Annotated in this window: 20 protein-coding genes; 8 read left to right on the top strand and 12 right to left on the bottom strand. The window is 74.5% G+C overall.

Annotated elements, in window-relative coordinates; translation table 11 throughout:
* The first annotated feature begins 23 nt into the window (after positions 1-23).
* Positions 24-1,031: a sugar phosphate isomerase/epimerase family protein gene (locus GCU56_RS04590; protein WP_163480331.1), complete on the top strand. Its 1,008-nt coding sequence runs from the start codon at positions 24-26 to the stop codon at positions 1,029-1,031.
* Between the two features lie 188 nt (positions 1,032-1,219).
* On the opposite strand, the gene GCU56_RS04585 is transcribed toward GCU56_RS04590, so the two are convergent.
* The 4 genes from GCU56_RS04585 to GCU56_RS04570 form a co-directional block, all read right to left on the bottom strand.
* Positions 1,220-1,708, bottom strand: a complete 489-nt coding sequence (locus GCU56_RS04585; RefSeq protein ID WP_163480330.1) for a cupredoxin domain-containing protein — start codon at positions 1,706-1,708, stop codon at positions 1,220-1,222.
* 158 nt (positions 1,709-1,866) lie between these two features.
* Positions 1,867-2,367 carry a hypothetical protein gene (locus tag GCU56_RS04580; RefSeq protein WP_163480329.1) on the bottom strand — a complete coding sequence of 167 codons (501 nt, stop codon included), beginning with the start codon at positions 2,365-2,367 and terminating at the stop codon, positions 1,867-1,869.
* 104 nt (positions 2,368-2,471) lie between these two features.
* Positions 2,472-4,067 carry a DEAD/DEAH box helicase gene (locus GCU56_RS04575; RefSeq protein WP_163480328.1) on the bottom strand — a complete coding sequence of 532 codons (1,596 nt, stop codon included), beginning with the start codon at positions 4,065-4,067 and terminating at the stop codon, positions 2,472-2,474.
* Between the two features lie 188 nt (positions 4,068-4,255).
* Positions 4,256-5,314, bottom strand: coding sequence for a GlxA family transcriptional regulator (locus GCU56_RS04570; RefSeq protein WP_163480327.1), 1,059 nt, complete (start codon positions 5,312-5,314; stop codon positions 4,256-4,258).
* Positions 5,315-5,385: 71 nt separating this feature from the next.
* Between GCU56_RS04570 and GCU56_RS04565 the strand changes: the two genes are divergently transcribed.
* Complete coding sequence (locus GCU56_RS04565) at positions 5,386-6,705, top strand: MFS transporter (RefSeq protein ID WP_345771629.1); 1,320 nt, start codon at positions 5,386-5,388, stop codon at positions 6,703-6,705.
* A gap of 36 nt (positions 6,706-6,741) precedes the next feature.
* Here GCU56_RS04565 and GCU56_RS04560 read toward each other — a convergent pair whose 3' ends face one another.
* Positions 6,742-7,488: an IclR family transcriptional regulator domain-containing protein gene (locus GCU56_RS04560; RefSeq protein ID WP_163480325.1), complete on the bottom strand. Its 747-nt coding sequence runs from the start codon at positions 7,486-7,488 to the stop codon at positions 6,742-6,744.
* A 202-nt stretch (positions 7,489-7,690) separates the two neighbouring features.
* On the opposite strand from GCU56_RS04560, the gene GCU56_RS04555 reads away from it, so the two are divergent.
* Genes GCU56_RS04555 through GCU56_RS04540 form a run of 4 tightly spaced genes read left to right on the top strand, consistent with a single transcriptional unit; the run spans position 7,691 to position 12,168 of the window.
* Positions 7,691-8,437 carry an SDR family NAD(P)-dependent oxidoreductase gene (locus GCU56_RS04555; protein WP_163480324.1) on the top strand — a complete coding sequence of 249 codons (747 nt, stop codon included), beginning with the start codon at positions 7,691-7,693 and terminating at the stop codon, positions 8,435-8,437.
* A gap of 28 nt (positions 8,438-8,465) precedes the next feature.
* Entirely contained in the window at positions 8,466-9,983 is a 1,518-nt protein-coding gene (locus GCU56_RS04550) for a class I adenylate-forming enzyme family protein (RefSeq protein WP_163480323.1), read from the top strand.
* On the top strand, positions 9,980-11,128 hold the full coding sequence (locus GCU56_RS04545; RefSeq protein WP_163480322.1) for an acyl-CoA dehydrogenase family protein: 1,149 nt from the start codon (positions 9,980-9,982) through the stop codon (positions 11,126-11,128). Before GCU56_RS04550 ends, GCU56_RS04545 begins: the two co-directional genes overlap by 4 nt.
* Positions 11,125-12,168 carry an acyl-CoA dehydrogenase family protein gene (locus tag GCU56_RS04540; RefSeq protein WP_163480321.1) on the top strand — a complete coding sequence of 348 codons (1,044 nt, stop codon included), beginning with the start codon at positions 11,125-11,127 and terminating at the stop codon, positions 12,166-12,168. Before GCU56_RS04545 ends, GCU56_RS04540 begins: the two co-directional genes overlap by 4 nt.
* A 56-nt stretch (positions 12,169-12,224) precedes the next feature.
* On the opposite strand, the gene GCU56_RS04535 is transcribed toward GCU56_RS04540, so the two are convergent.
* From GCU56_RS04535 to GCU56_RS04515, 5 genes are all read right to left on the bottom strand, one after another.
* Positions 12,225-13,841 (bottom strand): thiamine pyrophosphate-binding protein, encoded by a 1,617-nt coding sequence (locus GCU56_RS04535; RefSeq protein WP_163480320.1) that lies wholly within the window; start codon positions 13,839-13,841, stop codon positions 12,225-12,227.
* Positions 13,842-13,886: 45 nt separating this feature from the next.
* On the bottom strand, positions 13,887-14,702 hold the full coding sequence (locus GCU56_RS04530; protein WP_204331433.1) for an ATP-binding cassette domain-containing protein: 816 nt from the start codon (positions 14,700-14,702) through the stop codon (positions 13,887-13,889).
* A 5-nt stretch (positions 14,703-14,707) separates the two neighbouring features.
* On the bottom strand, positions 14,708-15,643 hold the full coding sequence (locus GCU56_RS04525) for an ABC transporter permease (RefSeq protein WP_163480319.1): 936 nt from the start codon (positions 15,641-15,643) through the stop codon (positions 14,708-14,710).
* A gap of 1 nt (position 15,644) precedes the next feature.
* Positions 15,645-16,445, bottom strand: a complete 801-nt coding sequence (locus GCU56_RS04520; protein WP_163480318.1) for an ABC transporter permease subunit — start codon at positions 16,443-16,445, stop codon at positions 15,645-15,647.
* Positions 16,446-16,599: 154 nt separating this feature from the next.
* Positions 16,600-17,580: an ABC transporter substrate-binding protein gene (locus tag GCU56_RS04515; RefSeq protein WP_163480317.1), complete on the bottom strand. Its 981-nt coding sequence runs from the start codon at positions 17,578-17,580 to the stop codon at positions 16,600-16,602.
* Between the two features lie 222 nt (positions 17,581-17,802).
* Between GCU56_RS04515 and GCU56_RS04510 the strand changes: the two genes are divergently transcribed.
* Entirely contained in the window at positions 17,803-19,338 is a 1,536-nt protein-coding gene (locus GCU56_RS04510; protein ID WP_163480316.1) for an aldehyde dehydrogenase family protein, read from the top strand.
* A 45-nt stretch (positions 19,339-19,383) separates the two neighbouring features.
* On the opposite strand, the gene GCU56_RS04505 is transcribed toward GCU56_RS04510, so the two are convergent.
* Both GCU56_RS04505 and GCU56_RS04500 read right to left on the bottom strand, forming a co-directional pair.
* Positions 19,384-20,880: an aldehyde dehydrogenase family protein gene (locus GCU56_RS04505; protein WP_163480315.1), complete on the bottom strand. Its 1,497-nt coding sequence runs from the start codon at positions 20,878-20,880 to the stop codon at positions 19,384-19,386.
* Positions 20,881-20,922: 42 nt separating this feature from the next.
* Positions 20,923-22,542, bottom strand: a complete 1,620-nt coding sequence (locus GCU56_RS04500) for an AMP-binding protein (protein ID WP_163480314.1) — start codon at positions 22,540-22,542, stop codon at positions 20,923-20,925.
* A 196-nt stretch (positions 22,543-22,738) separates the two neighbouring features.
* Between GCU56_RS04500 and GCU56_RS04495 the strand changes: the two genes are divergently transcribed.
* A complete protein-coding gene (locus tag GCU56_RS04495; protein ID WP_204331432.1) occupies positions 22,739-23,665 on the top strand; it encodes a PaaX family transcriptional regulator C-terminal domain-containing protein in 927 nt (308 codons plus the stop codon).
* Positions 23,666-23,737 lie beyond the last annotated feature (72 nt).

The following is a 23,737-nucleotide window of genomic DNA, read 5'->3' as shown; positions in this document are numbered from 1 at the left end:
CTTCGACCAGGAGGAACCACCGCATGCCGCGTCCCGTCACCCTGTTCACCGGCCAGTGGGCCGACCTGCCGTTCGAGGAGGTGGCCCGGCTCGCCTCCGAGTGGGGCTACGACGGCCTGGAGATCGCCTGCTGGGGCGACCACCTCGACGTCGAGCGCGCCGCGAACGACGACTCCTACGTCCAGGAGAAGCTCGACCTGCTGAAGCGGCACGACCTGCAGGTCTTCGCGATCTCCAACCACCTCAACGGCCAGGCCGTCTGCGACGACCCGATCGACGAGCGGCACCGCGGCATGGTGCACCCGCGTGTCTGGGGCGACGGCGATCCGGAAGGGGTCCGCCAGCGGGCCGCGGAGGAGATGAAGCTGACCGCCCGCGCCGCGGCGAAGCTGGGCGTGACGACGGTCGTCGGGTTCACCGGGTCGAAGATCTGGAAGACCGTGGCGATGTTCCCGCCGGTGCCCGAGTCGATGATCGAGGACGGGTACCGGGACTTCGCCGACCGCTGGAACCCCATCCTCGACGTGTTCGACGAGGTCGGCGTCCGGTTCGCGCACGAGGTGCACCCGTCGGAGATCGCCTACGACTACTGGACGACGGTCCGCACGATGGAGGCCATCGGCCACCGGGAGGCCTTCGGGCTGAACTGGGACCCGTCGCACTTCGTCTGGCAGGACCTCGACCCGGTGGGCTTCATCTGGGACTTCAAGGACCGGATCTACCACGTCGACTGCAAGGACGCGAAGAGGCAGGTCGGCAACGGCCGCAACGGCCGGATGGGGTCACACCTGCCCTGGGCCGACCCGCGCCGCGGCTGGGACTTCGTGTCCACCGGGCACGGCGACGTCCCGTGGGAGGCGTGCTTCCGGATGCTCAACACGATCGGCTACGACGGCCCGATCTCGGTCGAGTGGGAGGACGCCGGGATGGACCGGCTGGTCGGTGCGCCGGAGGCGCTGGAGTTCGTCCGCCGGTTGGCGTTCGACCCGCCGGCAGCCGCCTTCGACGCGGCCTTCGCCAGCGGCAACTGACGAAGGACCCCTCTGCCCCCGCCACTCGCGAGCTCGCGGCGGGACCCTGCAGGGGGCCGGGGGCGGCAAGCCACCCGGGTCGGGGGACCGGGGGGAGGACCGAGGGATGGGTGGCGAGCGGGGGTCCCGCCGCCCATCCCCCGGGGTCTGTGGCCGCTCCGACGACGCCGGTCGGAGTCGGCGGGGTGTCACGCGGCGACGGTGACCGGCACCTCCATGCCGTTGGCCCGGTGCTGGCCGACGCCGCAGTAGAAGACGTAGTCGCCGGCTTCGAGGGTGACCTCCGCCGTCGCGGACTGGCCGGGCTGGAGGACGTCGGTGCCGCCGACGTCCTGGCCGTCCCGCTCGACCCGGAAGTTGTGCGGCATGGCGCCGGTGTTGGTGACCTCGAAGGTGTAGGTGCCGGCGGAGTAGGAGTCCTCGGACAGCTCGAAGTCGAAGTCGACCGCGGACACCGTCACCGCCTCGGCCTCGGCCGGGGCGGAGGTCGCCGGGGACGAGGAGGTGGCGGGCGCCGAGGACGACGACGTGCTGTCGGACGCCTCGGAGCTCGAGCTCGACGCTGCGGCACCGGGATCGCCGCCGTCGTCACCGCAGGCGCCCAGCGCACCGAGACCCAGGGCGAGGACCAGGGCGACGCCACGGCGGGACCGGGTCGAGCCGATGGTGTGGGACACAGGGCCTCCTCGGGACGGTGGGCGCCGGGGCGGCGATACCGGTGGAGGAGATCCTGCAACTTTGTAGTACTCGAGCGGAACCCCCACTCAGGGGGTTCACAGGTCGTTGACAGGTCGCGTGGAGCCGTCCGGTCGGACGGCTCCACGCGGACCGGCGGTCAGGCGGCCTTGCTGGCGGCCCGGGCGGCCCGGCGGTTGGCCTTGGCGAGGGTCTTGGCGGCCTTGCGGACCCGCCGGGGCTCCCGGTCGATCGTGCCGCGGGTGAGCAGGCCGACGCCGATGCCGAGGAGCCAGACGTCCTTGGCGACGGCCAGGCCGTCCGGGGTCGGGGCCAGGCTCCCGGGCTTCCGCATCCCCGGGGTGTTCAGGTAGAGCCCGAGCAGGCCCCCGGAGAACCCGGTGAGGGCCGCGCCGGCGACCGCGGTGGGCACGAACGGGGTCAGGAGCAGCGCCCCGATGGCCATCTCGCCGTAGGCCAGTCCCTTGACGAACTGAGTCGGCTCGACGCCCTTGAGGAACGGGTAGGTGCCCGCGGCGAAGCCGTGCAGGCCCGCCGCGGTGCCCTCGTCGGCGTCGCGCTTGCCCAGGCCGCTGTTGAGGATGAACGCACCGGCCGAGAGTCGGGGGCCGATCTCGGACAGTGTGATGGGCAGTCGCATGGTGCACCTCGCTGGTCGTCGGACGGTCGAGAGTTCAACCAGACTCTGGACGACCGGCTCTGTGCCCACCACCCCGGGGGTCAATCCCCGGGGTGGTGGCGCGGTCAGCGACCGCCGCGACGGGCGCGTCCGCTGAACGACGACGCCGAGTGCGTCCCGGCCCGGGCGGCGAGTTCGGCGCGGGTGCGCGCCGGCCCGCTGGTCCGCCCGGCTCCCGACCGCCCGCCGCCGGACGCCGTCCCCGTGCGGGACGCGGCGGAGGCCGCGGGCGCCGCCGAGCCGCCGGCCGCGCCGGAGCGGCGGCGGCGACCGCCACCGGAGCCCTGCGGCTGGGGAGCGGGCGCCGGCGCGGGCTCGACGTGCGGCGCCGCCGGGCCGGTCAGCGCCGTGATCTCCCGTGCGCCCGGCTTGATCGCCGAGACCTCGGGGGTGATGCCGGCCTGGCGGGCCAGCGTGCGGACCTCGCCGGCCTGGTCGGCCGTGGCGATGGTGACCACGGTGCCGCCGGCACCGGCGCGGGCCGTGCGGCCGGAGCGGTGCAGGTAGGCCTTGTGCTCGGCCGGCGGGTCGACGTGGACGACGATGGAGACGTCGTCGACGTGGATGCCGCGCGCGGCGATGTCGGTCGCGCAGAGCACCCGGGTCTCGCCGGTGCTGAACGCCTCGAGGTTGCGCTCGCGGGCGTTCTGGCTGAGGTTGCCGTGCAGGTCGACGGCGGGCACGCCCGCGGCGGTCAGCTGCTTGGCCAGCTTCTTGGCCTGGTGCTTGGTGCGGGTGAACAGGACGACGCGGCCCAGCCCGGAGGCGAGCTCCTTGACGATCTGCCCCTTGTCGGCGGCGTCGACCCGGAACACGTGGTGGGTCATCGTGGAGACCGGGGCGACGGCCGGGTCGACCGAGTGCGTGGTCGGGCTCGACAGGTAGCGCTTGACCAGGACGTCGACGCCGTTGTCCAGCGTGGCCGAGAACAGCAGCCGCTGGCCGACCTTCGGGGTGCGGTCCAGCAGGCGCTTGACGCCGGGCAGGAAACCGAGGTCGGCCATGTGGTCGGCCTCGTCGAGGATGGTGATCTCGACGGCGCCGAGGTCGGCGTGCCCCTGGCCGATGAGGTCCTCGAGCCGCCCGGGGCAGGCGATGAGGACGTCGAGGCCGCCGGCCAGCGCCTGCACCTGCGGGTTCTGGCCGACGCCGCCGAACACCACGGCGGTCTTCATGCCCAGCGCACGGGCCAGCGGGTCGACGACGGCGGCGACCTGGTTGGCCAGCTCGCGGGTCGGCACCAGGATCAGCGACCGCGGCCGCTTGGGCTGGCGCTTGCTGGTCGAGGCGGCGAGCCGGGCGACCAGGGGCAGGCTGAAGGCCAGGGTCTTGCCCGAGCCGGTGCGACCGCGGCCGAGGACGTCACGGCCGGCGAGGGTGTCGGGCAGCGTCGCCACCTGGATGGGGAACGGCGCGGTGATCCCGCTGGCGGTGAGCACCTCGACCAGCGGGGCGGGCACGCCGAGCTGGGCGAAGGTCGTGTCGGTGGGCAGCACGGTGGGGACGTCGCCGGCCGGCAGGACCGGTGCGGGCACCGGGTCGCGGCGGTCGGCCGGGCGGGCGTCGGGCGCCTGCTGGGCGCCGGTGGGGCGGCCACGGCCGCGGCTGCCGCGGCGGCGGGCGCGCGCAGCGTCGGGCGTGGGGGAGTCGTGCGAGGTCATCGTGTTCCTGACGGTCGGTGTGGCTCCCGTCGATCCCGGCGACCCCGGGCCCGGCGCGCCTGCGGTCGCAGGGCGGGGCTCACGTCGTCAGCGGGACGTCGGACAGCCGGGCGCGCCTGGGTGGCGCAGCCTCAGCCCGACGTCGAGTCCTGCAGCTCCGGATGAGCGGAGGGCGGCGCCGGTACACCTCACTCAACCAGACGCGGGGTCCGGATGTGCCCCACGGCGGGCGAGGCGCCGGTCACAGCCGTGCCACGGAAGGTGCGCCGGTAGGCGCCGGGAGCCACGCCGATGCTGGCCCGCAGGTGCTGGCGCAGCGAGGCGGGCGTGCCGAACCCGGCCTCGGTGGCGACCCGGTCGACGGGTGCGTCGGTGGACTCGAGCAGTTGCCGGGCCAGGGCCAGCCGCTGGCCGGCCAGCCAGCGCAGCGGCGAGAGCCCGGTCTCCTCGCGGAACCGGCGGGTGAACGTGCGCACGCTCATCCGGGCGTTCCCCGCCAGGTCGGCCAGCGTGAGCGGCTCGGACAGCCGCTGCGCCGCCCACGCCCGGGTGGCGGCGGTGCCGGTGTCGCCGGACTCGGGCAGCGGACGCTCGACGAACTGGGACTGTCCGCCCTCGCGCCACGGGGCGACGACGTTGCGCCGGGCCACCCGGTTGGCCACCTCGCTGCCGTGGTCCCGGCGCACCAGGTGCAGGAGCAGGTCGATGCCGGCCGCGTTGCCGGCCGAGGTGAGCACGTCGCCGTCGTCGACGAAGAGCACGCCGGCGTCGAGCGCGACGGTGGGGAACAACCGGCGGAACGCCGCGGCGTGCATCCAGTGCGTCGTCGCCGGCCGGCGGTCGAGCAGCCCCGCGGCGGCCAGGACGAAGGCGCCGGTGCAGATCGACACCATCCGCGCGTGCCCCGCGGCCGCCTGCAGTGCGTGGGCCAGCCCGTCGGGGAGGGTGCCGTCGGTCATGGCCGGCCCGCCGTAGACCCCGGGGACGACGACCGTCTGCGCCTGCTCCAGCAGCGTGACGTCGTGCTCGGGCAGCACGGTGAAGCCGGCCGAGGTGCGCACCGGTCCGCCGTCCAGGGTGGCGACGCGGACCCGGTAGCGCGGGCGGTCGTCGGCGTCGACCGCCGACTCGAGCAGCCGGTGGGGGAGTCCCAGCTCGAAGGCGATGGTGTTCGGCAGCGCGAGGACGGCGACCTCGTGGCGGGGCGCCGGGCTCGGTGTCCTGGCCGGACTCGGGCCTGGAGTCATGGCCGGATCGTTGCACATGTTGGCCGTCGGGCCACTCGTGTGGGGCAGGGAGCTCGGTCATGCTCGTCGCCGTGACGACGCCCGCCATCGCCCGCGCCGGCCGCATCCATCCTGCCTGGTGGGTCGCCGCGGTGACCTTCCTGGCCCTGGTCGGAGCGGCCGCGTTCCGGGCGGTCCCGGGTGTGCTCATCGACCCGCTGCGGGCGGAGTTCGGCTGGTCGGTCTCGACCATCTCGGCCGCGGTCGCGGTGAACATGGCGCTCTACGGGCTGACCGCACCCTTCGCCGCGGCCCTGATGGAGCGCTTCGGCATCCGCCGCGTCGTGATGGCGGCGTTGCTCGTGGTGGCACTCGGCAGCGGGCTGACCGTCTTCATGACCGCGAGCTGGCAGCTCGTCCTGCTGTGGGGCGTGCTCGTCGGTCTCGGGGCCGGCTCCATGGCCCTGTCGCTGGTGGCCACGGTCACCGGCCGGTGGTTCGTCGCCCGGCGCGGGCTCGTGTCGGGCATCCTCACCGCCGGTGGTGCGGCCGGGCAGCTGGTCTTCCTGCCGCTGGTCGCGTGGATCGACTCGGAGTGGGGCTGGCGAGCGGCCTCGCTGGGCACGACGGCGGCCGCGCTCGCCGTCCTGCCGCTGGTGGCGTGGCTGCTCCGTGACCGGCCTCGCGACCTGGGCGTCGTCCCCTACGGCGGAACGGCGGCCGACGACGTCGACCCGGTGCGCACCGGTGCCGCCCGGGCGGCGGTGCGCGGCCTCGCCCTCGCGGCCCGGTCGCGACCGTTCTGGCTGCTGGCGGTCGGCTTCTTCATCTGCGGCCTGTCGACCAACGGGCTGGTGCAGCCGCACTTCATCCCCGCCGCGCACGACCACGGGATGCCGGTGACGACGGCGGCGGGCCTGCTCGCGGTGGTCGGCCTGTTCGACATCGTCGGCACTGTCTTCTCCGGCTGGCTCACCGACCGGGTCGACCCACGGGTGCTGTTGCTGGCCTACTACGGCCTGCGCGGCATGTCCCTGTTCGCGCTGCCGACGCTCTTCGGGCCGGACCTGCACGTGAGCATGATCGCGTTCATCGTCTTCTACGGCCTGGACTGGGTGGCCACCGTGCCGCCGACGCTGGCGCTGTGCCGGGAGCACTTCGGCGCCCGCGCGCCCGTCGTCTTCGGGTGGGTGTTCGCCTCGCACCAGCTGGGCTCCGCGGTGGCGGCGTTCGGCGGGGGAGTGATCCGCGACGTCACCGGCTCCTACGACCTGGCCTGGTTCCTCGCCGGCGGTCTCTGCCTGCTGGCCGCGGCCGCGTCGATCTCGATCCGGCGCAACCCGCCTCCGCCGGCCGAGACGGCGCTGCCGACGTCACCCACGGAGGCTGCGGCCGCCCAGGCGCACGGCTGAGCCCCCGCTGCGAGGTGGAGAGCAGCGGGCCACCCGTCAGCCCATGCTGACCAGCCGGGCCGTCCTCATCGCCGCCTCGCCCAGCCGGGCGCTCAGCTCGGGGGTGAGCCGGCTCGCCGGCGCGGCGACGGCGAGCGCGGCGCGGGCGTGCCCGAGGTCCTCGCGGATGGCGACGCCGACGGCCCCGATGTCGACGTCGGTCTCGGTGTAGGCGACGGCGTACCCGGTGCGCCGCGCCTGCGCCAGCATCTCCTCCAGCTCCGCCCACGAGGGTGGCGGGGTGTCGCCGCGGGCGGGCAGCGTCCGCTCGGGATAGACCTCGAGCAGCTGCTCGGGGGTCATGGCCGCGAGGATGGCCAGCCCGGCCGACGTGCTGTGCGCGGGGAGGACCAGGCCGATCCGCCCGCCCACCCGCAGGGCGCGGGTGGTCTCGACGGCGTCGACGAACCGGACGGAGGCGCCCTCCTGGATCACCAGCACCACCGTCTCGTCGACCTCGTCGCGCAGGCCCTCCATGAAGGGGCGGGCGCGGGCGCGGATGTCCAGGCCGGTCACCGCCGACAGCCCGAGCGACAGGATCGCCTCGCCGGCGCGGTAGCCGCGGCGGTCCGGGTCGCGGCGCAGGAAGCCGTGGTGCTCGAGCATCGCGATCAGCCGGTGGGCCGTCGACCGGGCGATCCCCAGCTCTGCGGCGCACTCGGACACCCGCAGGTTCGAGCGATCACGCAGGAGGAGCAGCAGGCGTAGCGCGTTCCCGACCGACTCGATGGGATACGCGGGCACCGACGTGGGTGTCGAGATGGCCCCGCTCCTTCCTTGACCGGCCGTTTCTGCCGTGAGATGTTGTTGATAGCGGGACAGTGTTCTGCTGTCAAGAACAAGCGTTGCCGCGGAACCGTTCCGTCGCGTACCCCGGATCCGCCGCGACACCCACCCGCGGCCGCGGGAGGCCGCGCACCCACGACACCTCGGGAGAGAACAAGGCATGAGCCGCTTGCAGGACGTCACCGTCGTCATCACCGGCGGCGGGAACGGCATCGGCCGGGCCGGCGCCCTCGCCATGGCGGCGGAGGGCGCGACCATCGCCGTCCTCGACCTCGACGACGACGCCGCGGCCGGTGTCGTGACCGAGATCGAGCAGGCCGGTGGGAAGGCGCGGGCCTGGCGGGCCGACATCACCTCCCCGGAGCAGGTGGGCACCGCGGTGGACGAGGCCATCGCCTGGGCGGGATCGGTGGACGTGCTGGTCCACTCGGCCGGCATCGTGGGCCCCAGCATGCTCAAGGACATGTCCGTCGAGTCCTTCGAGCGGGTCGTCGCGGTCAACCTCACCGGCACGTTCGTCTGCCTCAAGGCGCTCATCCCGCACTGGATCGAGAACAAGCGCGGCAAGTTCATCGCCCTCACCTCCCCGGCGGCGCTGCGCGGCCAGGTCGGCGGCGGCAACTACGCCGCGGCCAAGGCCGGCGTGGTCGCCCTGGTCAAGACCGCGGCGGTGGAGCTGGCGCGCTACAACGTCACCGCCAACGCGCTGCTGCCGATCGCGGCCACGGACATGTCGGCGAAGGTGCGCGAGGACCCCAAGCTCGAGGAGAAGTTCCTGAGCCTGATCCCGCTGCGCCGGTGGGCCGGGCCCGAGGACATCGCCCCCAGCCTCGTGTACCTGGCGTCCTCGGACTCGGACTACATGACCGGCAGCATCCTGTCCATCGACGGCGGCCGCACGATCTGACCGACGGGACGACCGGAAGGGCCCCGACATGCCGCACTCCTGGACCGTCTCCGACCAGCTGCACTGGGTCGCCGGCCGGCGACCGGACGCGACCGCGCTCGTCGACGCCTCGGGGGAGGTGTCCTTCGGCGCGTTCCACCGGCGGGTGCAGGCCCTCGCCGGGCACCTGGCGCCGCTGGCCGGCGGCCGGGTGGGGCTCTACCTGGCCAACCGGCGGGAGTGGGCTGAGGCCTTCTTCGCCTGCCAGCTGGCCGGGATCGGCGTCGTCCCGGTCAACGACCGGTACCAGGAGCGCGAGCTGCGCCACCTCGTCGAGGACGCCGGGATCGGCCTGGTCGTCTCCGACGGCGCCGCCCACCGCGGCGACGTCCTCGCTGGGCTGCGCGGGGACGTCGACACGCTGCTGGTGGGCGATGCCTACGAGCGGGCGCTGGCCGGTGCCGACCCCGCCCGGCCGCGTCACCACGACGAGTCGGCCGTCCTCTACACCTCCGGGACGACCGCGCTGGCGAAGGGCGTGCGGCTGACCCAGGCCAACCAGGCGCTGGGCACCTTCCTGGGGCCGGCCACCCTGCTGGCGATGACCGCGGCCGACACCGTGCTGATCGCGACGCCGCTGGGCCACCGCGTCGGCCAGGTCCGGCTGCTCGGTGGCCTGCTCACCGGTGCCCGCACGGTGCTCACCTCCGACGCCCGGCCGGGCACCTTGGTCGACGCCGTGGAGCAGTTCGGCGTCACCGTGACCGGCATGGTGCCCACGATCGCCCGCGACCTGGCGTTCTCCGACACCCGTCCCGGTCCGCGGCTGGCCAGCCTCCGGGTGCTGAGCGTCACCGGGGAGGCCATGACGGCCGAGCTGCGCGAGCGGGTGGCCGGCATGCTGCCGGGGACCGAGCTGTGGACGTTCTTCGCCTCGACCGAGACGGGCCTGGCCACGGCGCTGCCGCCCGAGCAGTTCACCGCCCGCCCCCGGTCCTCGGGGCGCCCCCTGCCGGGTGTCGAGCTGGCCGTGCACGACCTCGGGACCGGCATCACCGGACGCACCGGCTCCGGTGAGATCCTGGTCCGGTCCGGCGAGCCGGGGTCCTACGCCGTCGGCGCCGGCTACGTCGGCGCCGCGGCGCAGTCGCCGTTCACCGACGAGGACGGCTGGTTCCACACCGGCGACATCGGCGTCCTCGACGAGGACGGCTGGCTGGAGATCACCGGCCGCAGCAAGGACATGATCCTCTCCGGCGGGTTCAACATCGCCGCGCAGGAGGTGGAGGACGTGCTCCGCCAGCACCCCGCCGTCCGGGACGTCGCGGTGACCGGCGAGCCCGACGAGCGGTTCGGTGAGCGGGTCGTGGCCTGGGTCGTCACCGGCGCCGAGGGCGGTGCCACGGCCGACGAGCTGCGCGCCTTCACCGGGGCCCGGGTCGCGGCCTTCAAGCGCCCGCGGGTGGTGCGTTTCGTCGACGACCTGCCCCGCACCGCCACCGGCAAGATCGCCAAGTGGCGCCTCTCGGGCGCGCCCGCGACCGACGCCGGAGAACCGCTGCGGTGAGCGCGGGGATGCGGGTGGCCATGCCGCCCGCCCACCAGGAGTTCCGGCGGCGGCTGCGCGCGTGGCTGGCGGACAACCTCCCCGCCGGCGGGCTGCCCGACGTCGACACCGACGACGGCTTCCGCGCCCACCAGGCCTGGGAGCGCACCCTGCACGACGCCGGGTACGCGGGCATCTCCTGGCCCGTCGCGCACGGCGGGGGAGGTGGGGACCTGCTGCACGAGGCGGTCTTCGCGGAGGAGTACGAGCGCGCCCGCGGGCCGGTGCGGATCACCCGGCCCTCGCTGCGCTTCCTGGGGCCGACCCTGATGCGCTTCGGCTCCCCGGCGCAGCAGCAGCGCTGGCTGGTGCGGATGCTGCGGGCCGAGGACATCTGGTCCCAGGGGTTCTCCGAGCCCGAGGCCGGCAGCGACCTCGCGGGTCTGCGCACGCGGGCCGAGCTGCGAGGGGAGGTCTACGTCGTCGACGGCCAGAAGACGTGGACCACCCACGGGCGGTTCAGCGACTGGATGTTCGCCCTGGTCCGCACCGGCGCGCCCGGCGGGCGGCACCGCGGCCTGACCTGCCTGGCCATCGACCTGCGCGGCCCCGGCGTGACGGTCCGCCCGGTCGGCCAGGCGCACGGCCGGACCGGCTTCGCGGAGGTCTTCCTCACCGGCGTCGAGGTGCCGGCCGACCAGCGGATCGGCGGGCACGACGAGGGCTGGGCGGTGGCCATGACCCTGCTGTCCTTCGAGCGCGGCCCCGACACCGGCGGACCGGTGCGCAGCCGGCAGCGGCTGGCGGCGCTCGCGGGCGACGTCGCCGCCGACCTCCCCCCGGCACAGGTCGCCGCGGCCGCCGGCGAGCTCGGCACCGCGGCGGCGCGGCTCTACGCCTACCGGGCGCACACCGCCCGCCGGGTCGCCGGCCAGTGGGAGGGCGAGCCGGGCGGGGTGGAGTCCAGCGTGGTGAAGCTCTACTCGACCGGACTCGACCGGGACCTCGTGGAGCTGGGCAGCGAGCTGTTCGGCGACCTGCGGCTGGCCGAGGGGACGCCGGAGTACGTCGACTTCTGGCACTCGCGCGCCGGGCGCATCTACGGCGGCACCGCGGAGATCCAGCGGAACATCGTGGCCGACCGGATCCTGGGGCTCCCGCGGTGACCGAGCTGCACCTGTTCCGGCCGACCGCCGAGCAGCGCGAGCTGGCGTCCTCGGCGGAGGCCGTCTTCGCAGCGGCCACGCGCGCCGGTGTCCGGGCCTCGGACGGCGCCGGGCCGGGGCCCGGCTGGCGGCTGCTCGCCGACTCCGGCTTCCTCGGGGCGCTGCTGCCCGAGGAGCGGGGCGGGCTGGGGCTGCTGCCCTCGGACCTGGTGCTGCTCACCGAGGAGGCCGGCCGCATCCTGCTGGCCGGGCCGGTCGTCGAGACGCTGTGGATCGGGGCGCCGGCACTGGACGCCCTCGACGGGGCGGGCGCCGGCGAGCTGGACCGGGTGCTGGCCGGGGCCGACTGGTGCAGCGCCGTCGACGAGACGCTGCGCGGCCCCGACCTCGACACCGCCGCCGTCGTCGCCGTCCCGGGCCCGGCCGGCGACGTCGTCCTGACCGCCGAGGCGCTGGGCGGCCTCGAGCCGGTGCCGACCGCCGACCGGCTGGAGCGCTCCTCCCGGGCACCGGACCTCGACGTCGGGGCGGGGCGGTCCCTGCCGCCGCTGGCCGGGGTCGGCGTGCTCGCCCTCGGCCGGCTGGGCGGCGCGGCCCACCTGCTCGGCGTGACCCGCTGGCTGCTGGACACGTCGGTGACGTACGCGACCGACCGCACCCAGTTCGGCGTCCCGATCGGCAGCTTCCAGGCGGTGCGGCACCGGCTGGCCGACGTGCACGTCGAGCTGGAGTTCGCCCGCAGCGCGGTCTGGTCGGCCGCGTGCGAGGTCGAGGCGGGGGCCGCCTCGGCGCGGACGGCGGTCGTCTGCGCGGCCGTCGCCGCGCGCCGGGCGTTCGCCCTGGCCGACCGCACCGCCCTGCAGGTGCACGCCGGGATCGGGATGACCTGGGAGCACCCGCTGCACGTGCACGTCAAGCGGGGCCACACCCTGGCCTCGCGGTTCGGCACCGGCCGGACCCTCGCCCACCACCTGGGGGAGCAGCTGCTCGCCGAGGCGGCGAGCGCACCGCGCAGCGAGCCGCCGCACCCCTCGATCTGAGCCGGCGCGTCCCGGACGCGCAGGGATGGCCATCCCCGCCCCGCCGGGACGGCGGCTCAGGGGCCGAACTCGCTGGGGTCGGTCATCACCTCGACGAGCGTCGGGTGGTCGACACCGCGGGCGGCGTCCAGGCACTCGCGCAGCTCGGCGAGGGTGTCCACCCGCTGGCCGGGCACGCCGAAGCCGGTGCTGATGTCGGCGATCCGGGGGCCGGCGATGTCCACGCCCGGGTAGTCCTGCCGCTCGACCGCCGTCCCACCGAACCGCTTCAGCGCCGCGCCGACCGCGGCGTAGCTCTGGTTGTTCATCACCACGTAGGTGACCGGCAGGCCGGTCCGGGCGGCCGACCACAGGGCGGGCATCCCGAACTGGAAGACGCCGTCGCCGAGCACCGCCGCGACGCGCCGGTCGGGCATCCCCATGGCGATGCCGAGGGCCGCGCCCATGCCCCAGCCCAGGGAGCCGGACGTGGACACGAAGTAGTCGTCGCCGCCGTGCTGGTGGGCGCGCTGCTGCAGGATGCCGCCGGCGGTCGTGGCGTCGCCGACGAGGGCGGTGCCACGCAGCGACTCGGTGATCACGTCCACGACGTCGGCCGGTCGCAGCGGGGCCCCGGACGCCGAGGGCGGCCGCGGTGCCGGCTGAGTGGCCGGGGGCACCTCGCGGGATGCGCCGGTCGGCAGGGCCGCCGCCAGCGCGTCCAGGACCAGGCCCTGGTCACCGACCAGCGCGGCGTCGACCCCGTGCACCATCGCGAGGTGCCTGGGGTCGGTGTGGCTGTGCACGATCGGCGTCCCGGCCGGCAGCGGCGGGACCTTGGCCGGCTCGAACTCGTTGAACAGGCGTGCGCCCAGGAAGACCAGCAGGTCGGCCTGCGCCACCAGCGGGTGGTCCACGGTGTACTGGCCGCGGAAGTTCGGGTGGTCGGTGGGGAAACCCGGCCGCTCGAAGCCGCGCCGGTCCTCGTGCAGCACTGGCGCGCCGAGCTGCTCGCTCAGGGCCACCATCCCCTCCACGGCGCGCACCCGGGCCAGCTCGCTGCCGGCGACGAACACCGGGCGGCGGGCGGCGGCGATCAGCGCGGCGGCGGCGGAGACCGCGTCCGGGCTCGGCGCGGTCCGCGAGTCGAACCGGTACCGGTCGACCGCCGGCACCGGCACCTCCGCCGCGCTCTCCAGCAGGTCCTGGCTCAGCGCGACCCAGACCGGCCCGGCCGGCTCGGTCACCGCCGTCCGGAAGGCCCGGTTGACGTCCTCGGGGATCGCCTCGGTGGTCAGGGACTGCCAGTCGGACTTCACGTACTGGTGCACGAGGTCGCGCATCCGCCGCCCGGTGGTGAAACCCTCGCGCGACTGGATCGAGGTCGCCTTGACCCCGTTGAGCACGACCACGGGGGAGTAGGCCAGCTGCGCGGCGTAGAGGTGGCTCAGCCCGTTGGTCAGCCCCACGTTGGCGTGCAGGTAGGCGACGCCGGGCTCGCGGGTCGCCCGGGCCAGCCCGTCGGCCATCGAGACGGCCACCGCCTCGTGGGTGGTCAGCACCAGCTCGACGTCCGTGCGGGTGACCAGCGCGTCGAGGACGGCGGCCTCGGTGCTCCCGGGGCAGGTGAACAGCTTGTCCGCCCCCCAGTCGCGGATCACGTCGAGCAGCGCCGAGGCGGCGGGTGTGGACATCGGTGGGGAGATCTCCTCGTCGTGGGGTGGGGGGGCGGCCGGCGCTCAGTGCGCCGTGACCAGCTCCATGAGGTGCCGGCGCAGCTGGGCGAAGGTCTCCTCGGACCGGGTGACCAGCTGGTTGCGCGGCCGGCCCAGGGGCACCGGGACGATCTCCTCCACCCGGCTGGGGGCCCCGCTGAGGACGACGACCCGGTCGGCCAGGTACACGGCCTCGTCGATGTCGTGGGTGACCAGGACGACGGTGATGTCGAGGTCGGACCGCACCTTGAGGATGAGGTCCTCCAGGTCGAAGCGGGTCTGGGCGTCGACCGAGGCGAACGGCTCGTCCATCAGCAGCATGTCCGGCTGGTGCGCCAGCGCCCGGGCGATCGCCACGCGCTGCTGCATGCCGCCGGAGAGCTGCCAGGGGTAGTTGCGGCCCACGTCGCCGAGGCCGACCGCGTGCAGGACCTCCGCGATGCGGTCCTCCCGCTGGCGCTTGGCCACGCCGGCGACCTTCAGCGGCAGGGCCACGTTCCGGTTGACCGTCAGCCAGGGCATCAGCGACCGGCTGTAGTCCTGGAAGACCACGCTGAGCCGGGCCGGCACCTCCTGCAGCGGTGCGCCCTCGAACCGGACCTCGCCCGAGGTGGGCGCCAGCAGCCCGCTCAGGCAGCGCAGCAGCGTGGTCTTGCCGGCGCCGCTGGGGCCGACGACGCAGACGAACTCACCCTTGGCCACGTCGAACGTGACGTCGGCGATGGCCAGCCGCTCGTTGGGCTTGCCCACGTTGTAGGCCTTCTGGAGCGCCCGGACCGACAGCACGGGCTCGGTGCCGGTGCCGGAGTGGGACGTGGGAGTGACCGCGGGGTGCGACACGGGGCTCAACCCTTCTGCTCGACGGCGCGCGCGCCGATGTACCAGGCCAGGACGACACGCTCGACGGCGATGAAGAGGAACGTGAGGATGCTGCCGACGACGGCGAGCACGATGATCCCGGTCCACATCTCGGTGATGGCGAACCGCTGCTGGGCCTCGAGGATGAAGAAGCCGATGCCCTCGCGGGAGGCGATCAGCTCGCTGACCACCATCATGATCACGCCGATCTGCAGGCTGTGCCGCAACCCGGCCATGATCTGCGGCATCGCGCCCGGCAGCACGATCGACCGCACCGTGGCCAGCGGGGACATGTGCAGCACCCGGGCCGTGTCCAGCCGGAGGGGTTCGATGCCCCGCATCCCGTCCAGGGTGTTGAGCATGGTCGGCCAGATCGCGGCCAGCACGATGATGGTGATCTTCATGGACGACCCGATCCCCATGATCGCGACGATCGCGGGGAGCAGGGCGGCGGTCGGGATGACGTAGATGAAGTACAGCACCGGGGAGACCGCGTGCCCGATGCGCTGGAACTTCCACAGCAGGGCGCCCACGGCCACGCCGAGCACGCCGGCGATCGTGTAGCCGACGGCGAAGTGCCGCAGGCTCGACCACAGGTCGCTGCGGGCCTCGCCGGCGATCCAGGTGTCGTAGAGGCTCTGCGCGATGTCGCGCAGCGGCGGGAAGAACGTCGACGTGGAGTCGGCGGACAGCACCCACCAGAGCACCAGCACGGTGACGAAGAACCACAGCCGCCACAGGTTCGACCACAGCCCGCGCAGGAGCCGGCCGGCGCCGCCCCCCGGGGCGCGGCCCGAGCGGGCAGCGAACTGCTGGGACGGCGTCGTCGCCGCGGCGACGATCGGGTCGGCGACGGAGGGGACGTCCGCGGACGCCGTCCGGCCCGTCTCGGGACGGGACGGCGCGTCGGGGCTCGGGGTCATGTCAGGCCGCCTTCGCTGCCGCGTTGCGCTGGCTCTCGTGCCAGTGCAGGAGGCGCTGCTCGAGGTAGGCGAAGGCACTGGTGACCAGCACCCCGGCCACGCCGGTGAAGAGGATGAAGGCGTACGTCGCCGGCAGCCGCGAGGGGCCGGCGTTCACCGAGGTGAGGATGCTCAGCCCCAGGCCCGGCGCGCCGCCGATGAGCTCCGCGATGATCGTCAGGATCAGGCCCACCGCGGCGGCCACGCGCAGTCCGGTCGCGATGAACGGCGCGGCGCTGGGCAGTGTCACGTTGAGGAACTTGCGCAGCCCGCGCAGCCGGAGGACGGCGGCGGTGTCCCGCACCACGGGGTCCACGGCGCGGACGCCGTAGATGGTCTGGATGGTCAGTGGCCAGAAGACGCCGAACGCGACGAGGAAGACCTTCATGTCCAGCGTGGCGCCCCAGACCACGATCGCCAGCGGCAGGATCGCGATGACCGGGACGGTCTTCAAGAACTCGATGACCGGGATGACGCTGAGGTAGGCGAACCGGTTCAGCCCGAGCAGCGTGCCCACCACGATGGCGAGCGAACAGCCGATCAGCAGGCCCAGGCCCCAGCCGCGGACGGTCTCCCAGACCGCCAGCCAGAGGTCGGCGGACTGCAGCTGGCGGCCCGCCTCGGCCATCGTCGCCGTCATGCTGGGGAACGAGGTGGTGTCGAGGATCTCGGCGGCACTGAGGTACTGCCAGCCCGCCAGCAGCGCGGCGACCACCAGGACGCGTGCACCGATGCGGAACCAGCCGGTGTCGACGATGGTCACGTCGCACCTCCGGACCCGTCGTCCGCGCTGCGGAGCGCATGCATGCCGGTCGTCCTCTCTGTGCTGAGCGATGGTGGCCCGGACCGGGGGCGGGGCGGCCGGCCGAGGGGGACGGACGGCTCGCCCGTCCCCCTCCGCCGGCAGAGGTGTGCTGTTACGGCTGCCAGACGAGGTCGGCCGGATCGACGGTGTCGTCGATCGAGCCCTGCTCGAGCATCAGGTCCTGGATCTCACCGATCGAGTCGACGTTGATCTCCGGGACGTAGTTGGTCGGGATGACCTGGGCCTGGGCCTGCTCCTCGGTGAGGTCGAGGTGCTCCACGAGGGTGGCCTTCGCCTCGTCCTCGTGCTCGCCGGCGTAGGTGATGGCCTCCTCCATGGCGGCCTGGAAGCCCTCGGCGACCTCGGGGTTCTCCTCGATGTAGCTGTTGGAGGCCGCGTAGCAGTAGATCGTCCCCTCCGGGAACAGGTCCGAGCTCGGGTGGGCGAGCTCGACCGCGCCCGCGTCGAGCGCCTGCTCGACGTAGGGGGAGGTGATGACCGCCGCGTCGACCCGGCCGTCGGCCAGCGCCTGCGGCATCTGCGGGAACGGCATCGCGATGAACTCGGTGCCGGTGGCGCCGGCGTCCTCGATGAGCTTGCGCGCGCCGATCAGGTTGATGCTGGCGAGCTGGACGACCGCGACCGTCTTGTCGGACAGGTCCTCGAGCGAGTCGATGCCGCTGTCCTTCGCCGCGACCAGGGCGCTGGCGTCACGCTCGGGGCTGACCTGACCGTCGATGGGCGCCACGCACTGGAGCGGCGTTCCCTCGCGGTTGGAGTTGATCAGGACGGGGGTGGTCACGAAGCCGAACTGCGCCTGGCCGGCGACCAGCGACGCGACGACGGGGATCGGCGAGGCGGCCTCCACCAGGTTCACCTCGAGCCCCTGCTCCTCGAACATGCCCTTCTCCATGGCGAGGAAGAGCACCGCGTTCGGCGAGAACGGGACGATGTTGACCGTCACCGGCGTCAGCTCGCCGCCGTCGGCACCGGCGGCCGAGCCCCCGCCGCTCCCGCCCTCGTCGCTGCTGCCGCACGCCGCCAGCATCGCCATGGCCGCCGCTGCTGCGGTGACCTTGAACCCTGTTCGCACTCGGTCCTCCAGTAGGTGTCGTGCATCGCCGCAGGCGCTGGTCGTGGCTGCGCGCCGCTGCCCGTCCGGTCGCCCCCGTTGCGGAGCCGGTGTCTGGCGTCCTGACCGGACGAGACGCAGGCCACACTATGGTCGCGCCGCTGGGAATGTCCAGCATGCGGATTCCAAACGCAGTAGGTTCTGCACAGAGGAACTCTCGCCGACCGTGAAGGGGTGCCAGACATGGACCGTCCGCCCACCGCCACCACCACTGCTGCCCCTGCCGCCGGGGGTTCCCTCTCCCTCCCGGCCCGGGCGCCCGTCCTCGTGGCGGGGGAGGAGCTGCCGGTCGACTCCTGGTCGCCGGTGGTCAACCCGGCCCGCACCGGTGAACTGGTGGGCGAGGTCGCGATGGGCGGCGCCGAGAACGTCGACCGGGCGGTCGCCGTCGCCCATGCGGCCTTCCGGGGGTGGGCGGCGACGCCGCCGGCGGCCCGCGCGGAGCGGATGGCGGCCGCCGCGGCGGCACTGGCCGAGCACAACGGACCGCTGGCCGAGCTGCTGACCCGGGAGCAGGGCAAGGTGCTCTGGGAGACCCGGCTCGACGTGGGCGGCGCGGGGCACATCCTGAACTGGTACACCGGGGTGGCCGACGTGCTGGCCGAGGACGAGGTGTTCCGGTCCGACGCTCGCGGCACGATCTGGACCGGTCGTCGCCCGATGGGCGTGACCGGGGTGATCGTGCCGTGGAACAGCCCGGTCTACCTGGCGTTCCTCGGCATCGCGCCGGCGCTGCTGGCGGGGAACACCGTCGTGGTGAAGCCCTCCGAGCTGGCGCCGCTGGCGCTGGGCGAGGTGCTGCGGATCGTGGCCGAGCACCTGCCCGAGGGCGTGCTGTCGGTGGTCCCCGGCGGCCGGGAGGCAGGGGCGGCGATCGCCGGCCACCGGCTGGTCCGCAAGGTGTTCTTCACCGGCAGCACCAGCACCGGGCAGGCGGTGATGCGGGAGGCCGCCGGGAACCTCAAGAACATCAGCCTGGAGCTGGGCGGCAACGACCCGGCGATCGTGCTGGAGAGCGCGCGGGTCGACGACGCGCTGGCCGAGGAGCTGGTGCGGTCGGTCTACTCGGCCAGCGGGCAGATCTGCTTCGACGTGAAGCGCGTCTACGTGCACCGGGCGCACCACGCGGAGTTCCTCGAGCGGTTCACCGCGGCGGCCGACCGGCTGGTCGTGGGGAACGGCCTGGACCCGCGGGCGACCATGGGGCCGGTGAGCAACCGGGCCCAGTTCGACAAGGTGTCCGGCCTGATCGAGCGGACGCGGGCCAGTGGCGCCACGGTGCGCACGGTCGGCACGAAGCTCGACCCCGGGAGCTGGGACGAGGGCCTGTTCCTGCTGCCCTCGGTGGTCAGCGACGTGGACCCGCGGGCGGAGATCGTGACCGACGAGCAGTTCGGCCCGGTCGTGCCGGTGCTGCCCTTCGCCGACGACGACGAGGCCGTCGCGCTGGCCAACGACACCGAGTTCGGGCTGGCCGCGTCCGTGTGGAGCGCCGACCGGGAACACGCACTCGCCGTTGCGCGCCGGATCGAGTCCGGGACGGTGTTCCTCAACGTGCACCGCTACGGCGCCTCGGACGTGTCCATGCCCTTCGGCGGGGTCAAGGGCAGCGGGATCGGCCGCGGCCACGGGCTGGCCGCGCTGCACGCCTGCACCGAGCTGCAGACCGTCGCGGACTACGTCGACGTCTCGGCGTTCCCCGGGCCGGACAACCGCTGACCGCCCGAGGGGCAGGGATGCCGTCCCTGCCCCTCGGGGGTCTGCTCAGCGGTGCCGGCCGTGCAGGAGCGCCACCACGCGGGCCAGCGCGTCGGCAGCCGTCGCGGGCCGGCCGAAGCTCATCAGGTCCACCGGCAGGCCGAACCGCTGCCGGGTGATCGCCTTGGCGCGGGTGAACTCCTTGAGCCCGTCGGCACCGTGGATCCGGCCGAACCCGCTCTCGCCGACCCCGCCGAACGGCAGCGCCGGCACCGAGGCGAAGGTCAGCACGGAGTTGACCGAGGTCATACCGGTGCGCATCCGCCGGGCGAGGTCCATGGCCCGTGTCCGTGAGCGGGAGAAGACCGCGCCGGCCAGACCGTGCGGATTGGCGTTGGTGCGCTCGAGGGCCTCCTCGGCGTCCCGCACCCGGGTGATGGTGAGCGTCGGGCCGAAGGTCTCCTCGCGGACGGCGGCGGAGGTCTCCGGGACGTCGAGCAGCACGGTCGGCGCGACGAACCGGCCCTCGACCGTGCCGCCGGCGACCAGCCGGCCACCGGCGGCCACGGCGTCGTCGACGTGCCGGCGGACGACGTCGGTCTGGCCGGGCATGGTCATCGGCCCGTAGGCGGCGTCGCCGTCGCTGCCCGGGCGCAGTCCGCGCACCCGCTCGGTGACCTCGGCGACGAACCGGTCGTACACCGGGGCGGTCGCGTAGACCCGCTCGATCCCGATGCAGGTCTGCCCCGCGTTGCTCATCGCGCCCCACACGGCGGCGCCGGCCGCCGCGGCCACGTCGGCGTCGTCGGCGACGATCATCGCGTCCTTGCCGCCGAGCTCCATGAGGACCGGGGTCAGCGTCTCGGCGCAGGCGGCCATCACCTCCCGGCCGGTGGGCGCCGAGCCGGTGAAGGCCAGCTTGCCGACGCCGGCGCGGCACAGCGCGGCACCGGTCTCGCCCAGCCCGGTCACGACCTGCAGGACGTCGGCGGCGTCGGGGACGGCGGCCCGCCAGGCCTCGGCCAGCCACGTGCCCACGGCCGGGGTGTGCTCCGAGGGCTTGAACACGACGGCGTTGCCGGCGGCCAGCGCGTAGGCGATCGAGCCCATCGGCGTGAACACCGGGTAGTTCCACGGGCCGATGACTCCGACGACCCCGAGTGGCTGGTACTCCAGCCACGCGGCGTGGTTGGCGGCGAGCAGGCCGGGAGCGACCCGCCGCGGCCCGAGCACCCGGCGGGCGTGGCCGCCGGCCCAGGCGAGGTGGTCGACGGCCAGGGTGATCTCCAGGAGCGCGTCGGCGTGCGGCTTGCCGTTCTCCCGGTGCACCAGGTCGGCCAGCTCCCGCAGCCGGCGGGCGAGGTGACCGCGGTAGGCGGCCAGCCGCTGCCGCCGGCCGTCGAACCCGAGGGCGGCCCACGCCGTCGCCGCGGTGCGGGCCCGGTCGACCGCCGCGCGGACGGCCTCGGCGTCCTGCACCGGGAAGAGCCCGACGACCGCGCCGGAGGCGGGGTCGGTCGACTCGAGGGTCTCGGCGGGGGTGGCGGTACCGGCGAGCGACATGGCCGGAGGCTAGCCGCGGGTGGAGCGGGCGGCGATCGTCGCTCAGGCCCCGCCGCGCGCGACCTGCCCGGCCCAGCGCAGGTCGAGCTTGCCCGCGGGGGAGCGCAGCACGTCCGGGACCACGACGACCTCGCGCGGGCGCTTGTAGTCGGCCAGCTCCGCGCCGACGGCGGCCCGCAGCTCCTCGGCGGTCACTCGCGCGCCGGGTGCGAGGGCGACGACGGCGGTCAGCCGCTGGCCGAAGCGCGCATCGGGGACCCCGACGACGACCGCGTCACGCACCGCGGGGTGCCGGAGGAGCACCTGCTCCACCTCCTCGGGCTGCACCTTCTCGCCGCCGGTGTTCACCACCCGGCTGCCGCGGCCGAGCAGGACCAGCGTGCCGTCGTCCGCCAGGGTGGCGAGGTCCCCGGGCACCGACCAGCGGACCCCGTCGACCTCCCGGAAGGTGCCGCTGCTGGCCGCGGGATCGCCGGCGTAGTGCACCTCCGGCGGCGCCGGCGCGGCGAGCGTCCCCACCTGGCCGGAGCCCGGGAGCACGTCGCGGCCCTCGTCGTCGAGCAGCCGGGCACCGGGCGCGAGCACGAAACGGGAGGTCGGGGCGACCTCGCCGCGGCGGGTGAGCGACAGCGCGTAGGGCCCACCCTCCGAGGCGACGACGACGTCGGTGATGTCGACGTCGGCGTGCCGGAGGAGGGCGGCCTTGTTCTCGGCGCTGAACACCGCCCCGACCGACACCACCCGCCGGAGGCTGGACAGGTCGTACGGGTGTCCCGCCGCCGCGGCGGCGTCCAGCGCGGCCACCCACGGCTGGGCGAAGACGTCGCCGACGACGACCACGTCGGTCACCCGGTGCCGGCCGATCGCCGCGGCCAGCTCGCCGGGGTCGTAGGAGCGGGACGCGGGGAAGACCACCCGGCCGCCGGCGACCAGGGTGCCGAGGGTCGTGTAGATGCCGGTGCCGTGCATGAGCGGGGTCGGCGTGTAGGTCACCAGCCGGTCGGGGTGGGACTGCGACTCGCGCACCCGCGCGGCCAGCTCGTCGAGGCTGCGGGGAGCCGGCACGCCGAACTTGGCGAACCCGTTGGGCACGCAGCTGACGGCGAACACCGTCGACTGCCGGGTGAGCACGCCCTTGGGTCGGCCGGTCGTCCCACCGGTGTAGAGCAGCCAGTCGCCGTCGGGGCGGCGGGTGCGCGGGAGCGGGGCGGAGCCGGCCAGGACGGTCTCGAGGTCGTCGCCGACCGGCGCGGCGCCCTGGGGGCCGGAGCCGACGCGCACCAGGGCGCGCAGGGCGGGCGACCGCCCGGCCACCTCGGCCACCACGTCGCTGGTCGACGCGTCGAAGACGAGCCCGGCCGCGCCCGCGTCGGCGAGCACGTGGGCCAGTTCGGTCGCGCGGTAGCGGTAGTTGACGTTGAACGGCACGGCGCCCAGCGCGCAGACGGCGAACACCGCCTCCACGTACTCCGGGCTGGTCCACAGCCCGATGCCGACGCGGGCTCCCGGGGTCACCCCCCGCTCCGCCAGACCGCCGGCGAGCCGGGCGGCGCGCTCGGCCAGCTCGGCCCACGTGCGCACGCGGTCGCCCTGGACGACGGCGACCGCCTCGCCGAGGGTCTCGGCCACGGTCTGGAGGACGGTCGCGAGATTCTCCTCCATGCGAGGCACACTACTGGCGATCGTCACGATCATGCGTATGTTGTTCGTGCGCCTCCGCGCGGGCGGGAGAGGCTCTGCCACCCGGTGGGAGCGGACTGGTCCCCGGCGTCGGCCGCCGCCCGCGCCGATCGTCCCGTAACCGGCAGGAGGCCGCCATGACCAGCAGTGCGGCACCGCTCGCACGGGGGGTGCGGCCGTGACCGTCACCGCGCGGCCCGCACCGGACGGGAACGGCGTCCTCGGGCTGCCGGCCGGGGACGACGGTGCCGCCGAGCGGCCCTCGCCGGCCGGCGGGACGGCGGTGGTCGCGGCCGTCCGCCCGCAGACCCACGTCCTCATGTTCTGCGGCGTCCATCTCACCGACCCCGCGGTCGCCGTGCCCACCCTGGGCCTGATCGACGCGCTGGCCCGCGTCGGCGTCGGCGAGCACGCCGCCCGCTCGACGGTGAGCCGGATGTTGCGCCGGGGCACGCTCGAGCGGCGCCGGCAGGGTCGGCGGATCGTGCTGTCACCGACGCCGCGGGCGCGGGCCGAGCTCGCCGAGGGCGGTGAGCGCGCCTGGCGCTCCCCGGTGAACCGCACCTGGGACGGCCAGTGGACGCTGCTCGGGTTCTCGCTGCCCGAGAGCCGCCGGGCCGATCGCCACCTGCTGCGGTCACGGCTGCTGTGGGCGGGCTTCGGCATGCTGCAGAACGGCCTCTGGGTGGCGCCGCGGCAGGTCGACGTCGAGGCGCTGCTCCAGAGACTCGACGTCCTCGACCACCTCAAGGTCTTCCGGGCCCAGGTGGCCGCCCCCACCCACGTGCCCGACCTGATCGACGACGCCTGGGACGTGGCGACCATCGCGCGCGGCTACGAGCAGTTCCTCGACCGCTGGGACCGGCCCGACCCGCTGCCCGGGGCGCCCGACGACCTGGCCCGCCAGTTGTGGCTCCTCGCGGAGTGGACGCTGCTGGTCCGCTCCGACCCCGGGCTGCCGGTGGAGTACCTCCCCGCCGACTGGCCCGCCGTCCGCGCCGAGCACGTGGCGCTGCGCCTGCGCACCCGGTACGAGGCCGGCGCGGCCGCGATCGCCGCGGGGCTCGTCGAGCGCCTGGACACCCCTGGCGCCGCGTCGCGCTGACCCGGGTCCTGGCATGCTCCCGGCACCCGTGGCGACTGCAGCCGCGCGTTGACGTCCGCCACGAAAGTGAAT

This window comes from Geodermatophilus sabuli (assembly GCF_010686765.1).
Lineage (GTDB): Bacteria > Actinomycetota > Actinomycetes > Mycobacteriales > Geodermatophilaceae > Geodermatophilus > Geodermatophilus sabuli_A.
Note: the sequence above shows the minus strand (reverse complement) of the source record. Positions and strands in the feature narration are given on the sequence as shown.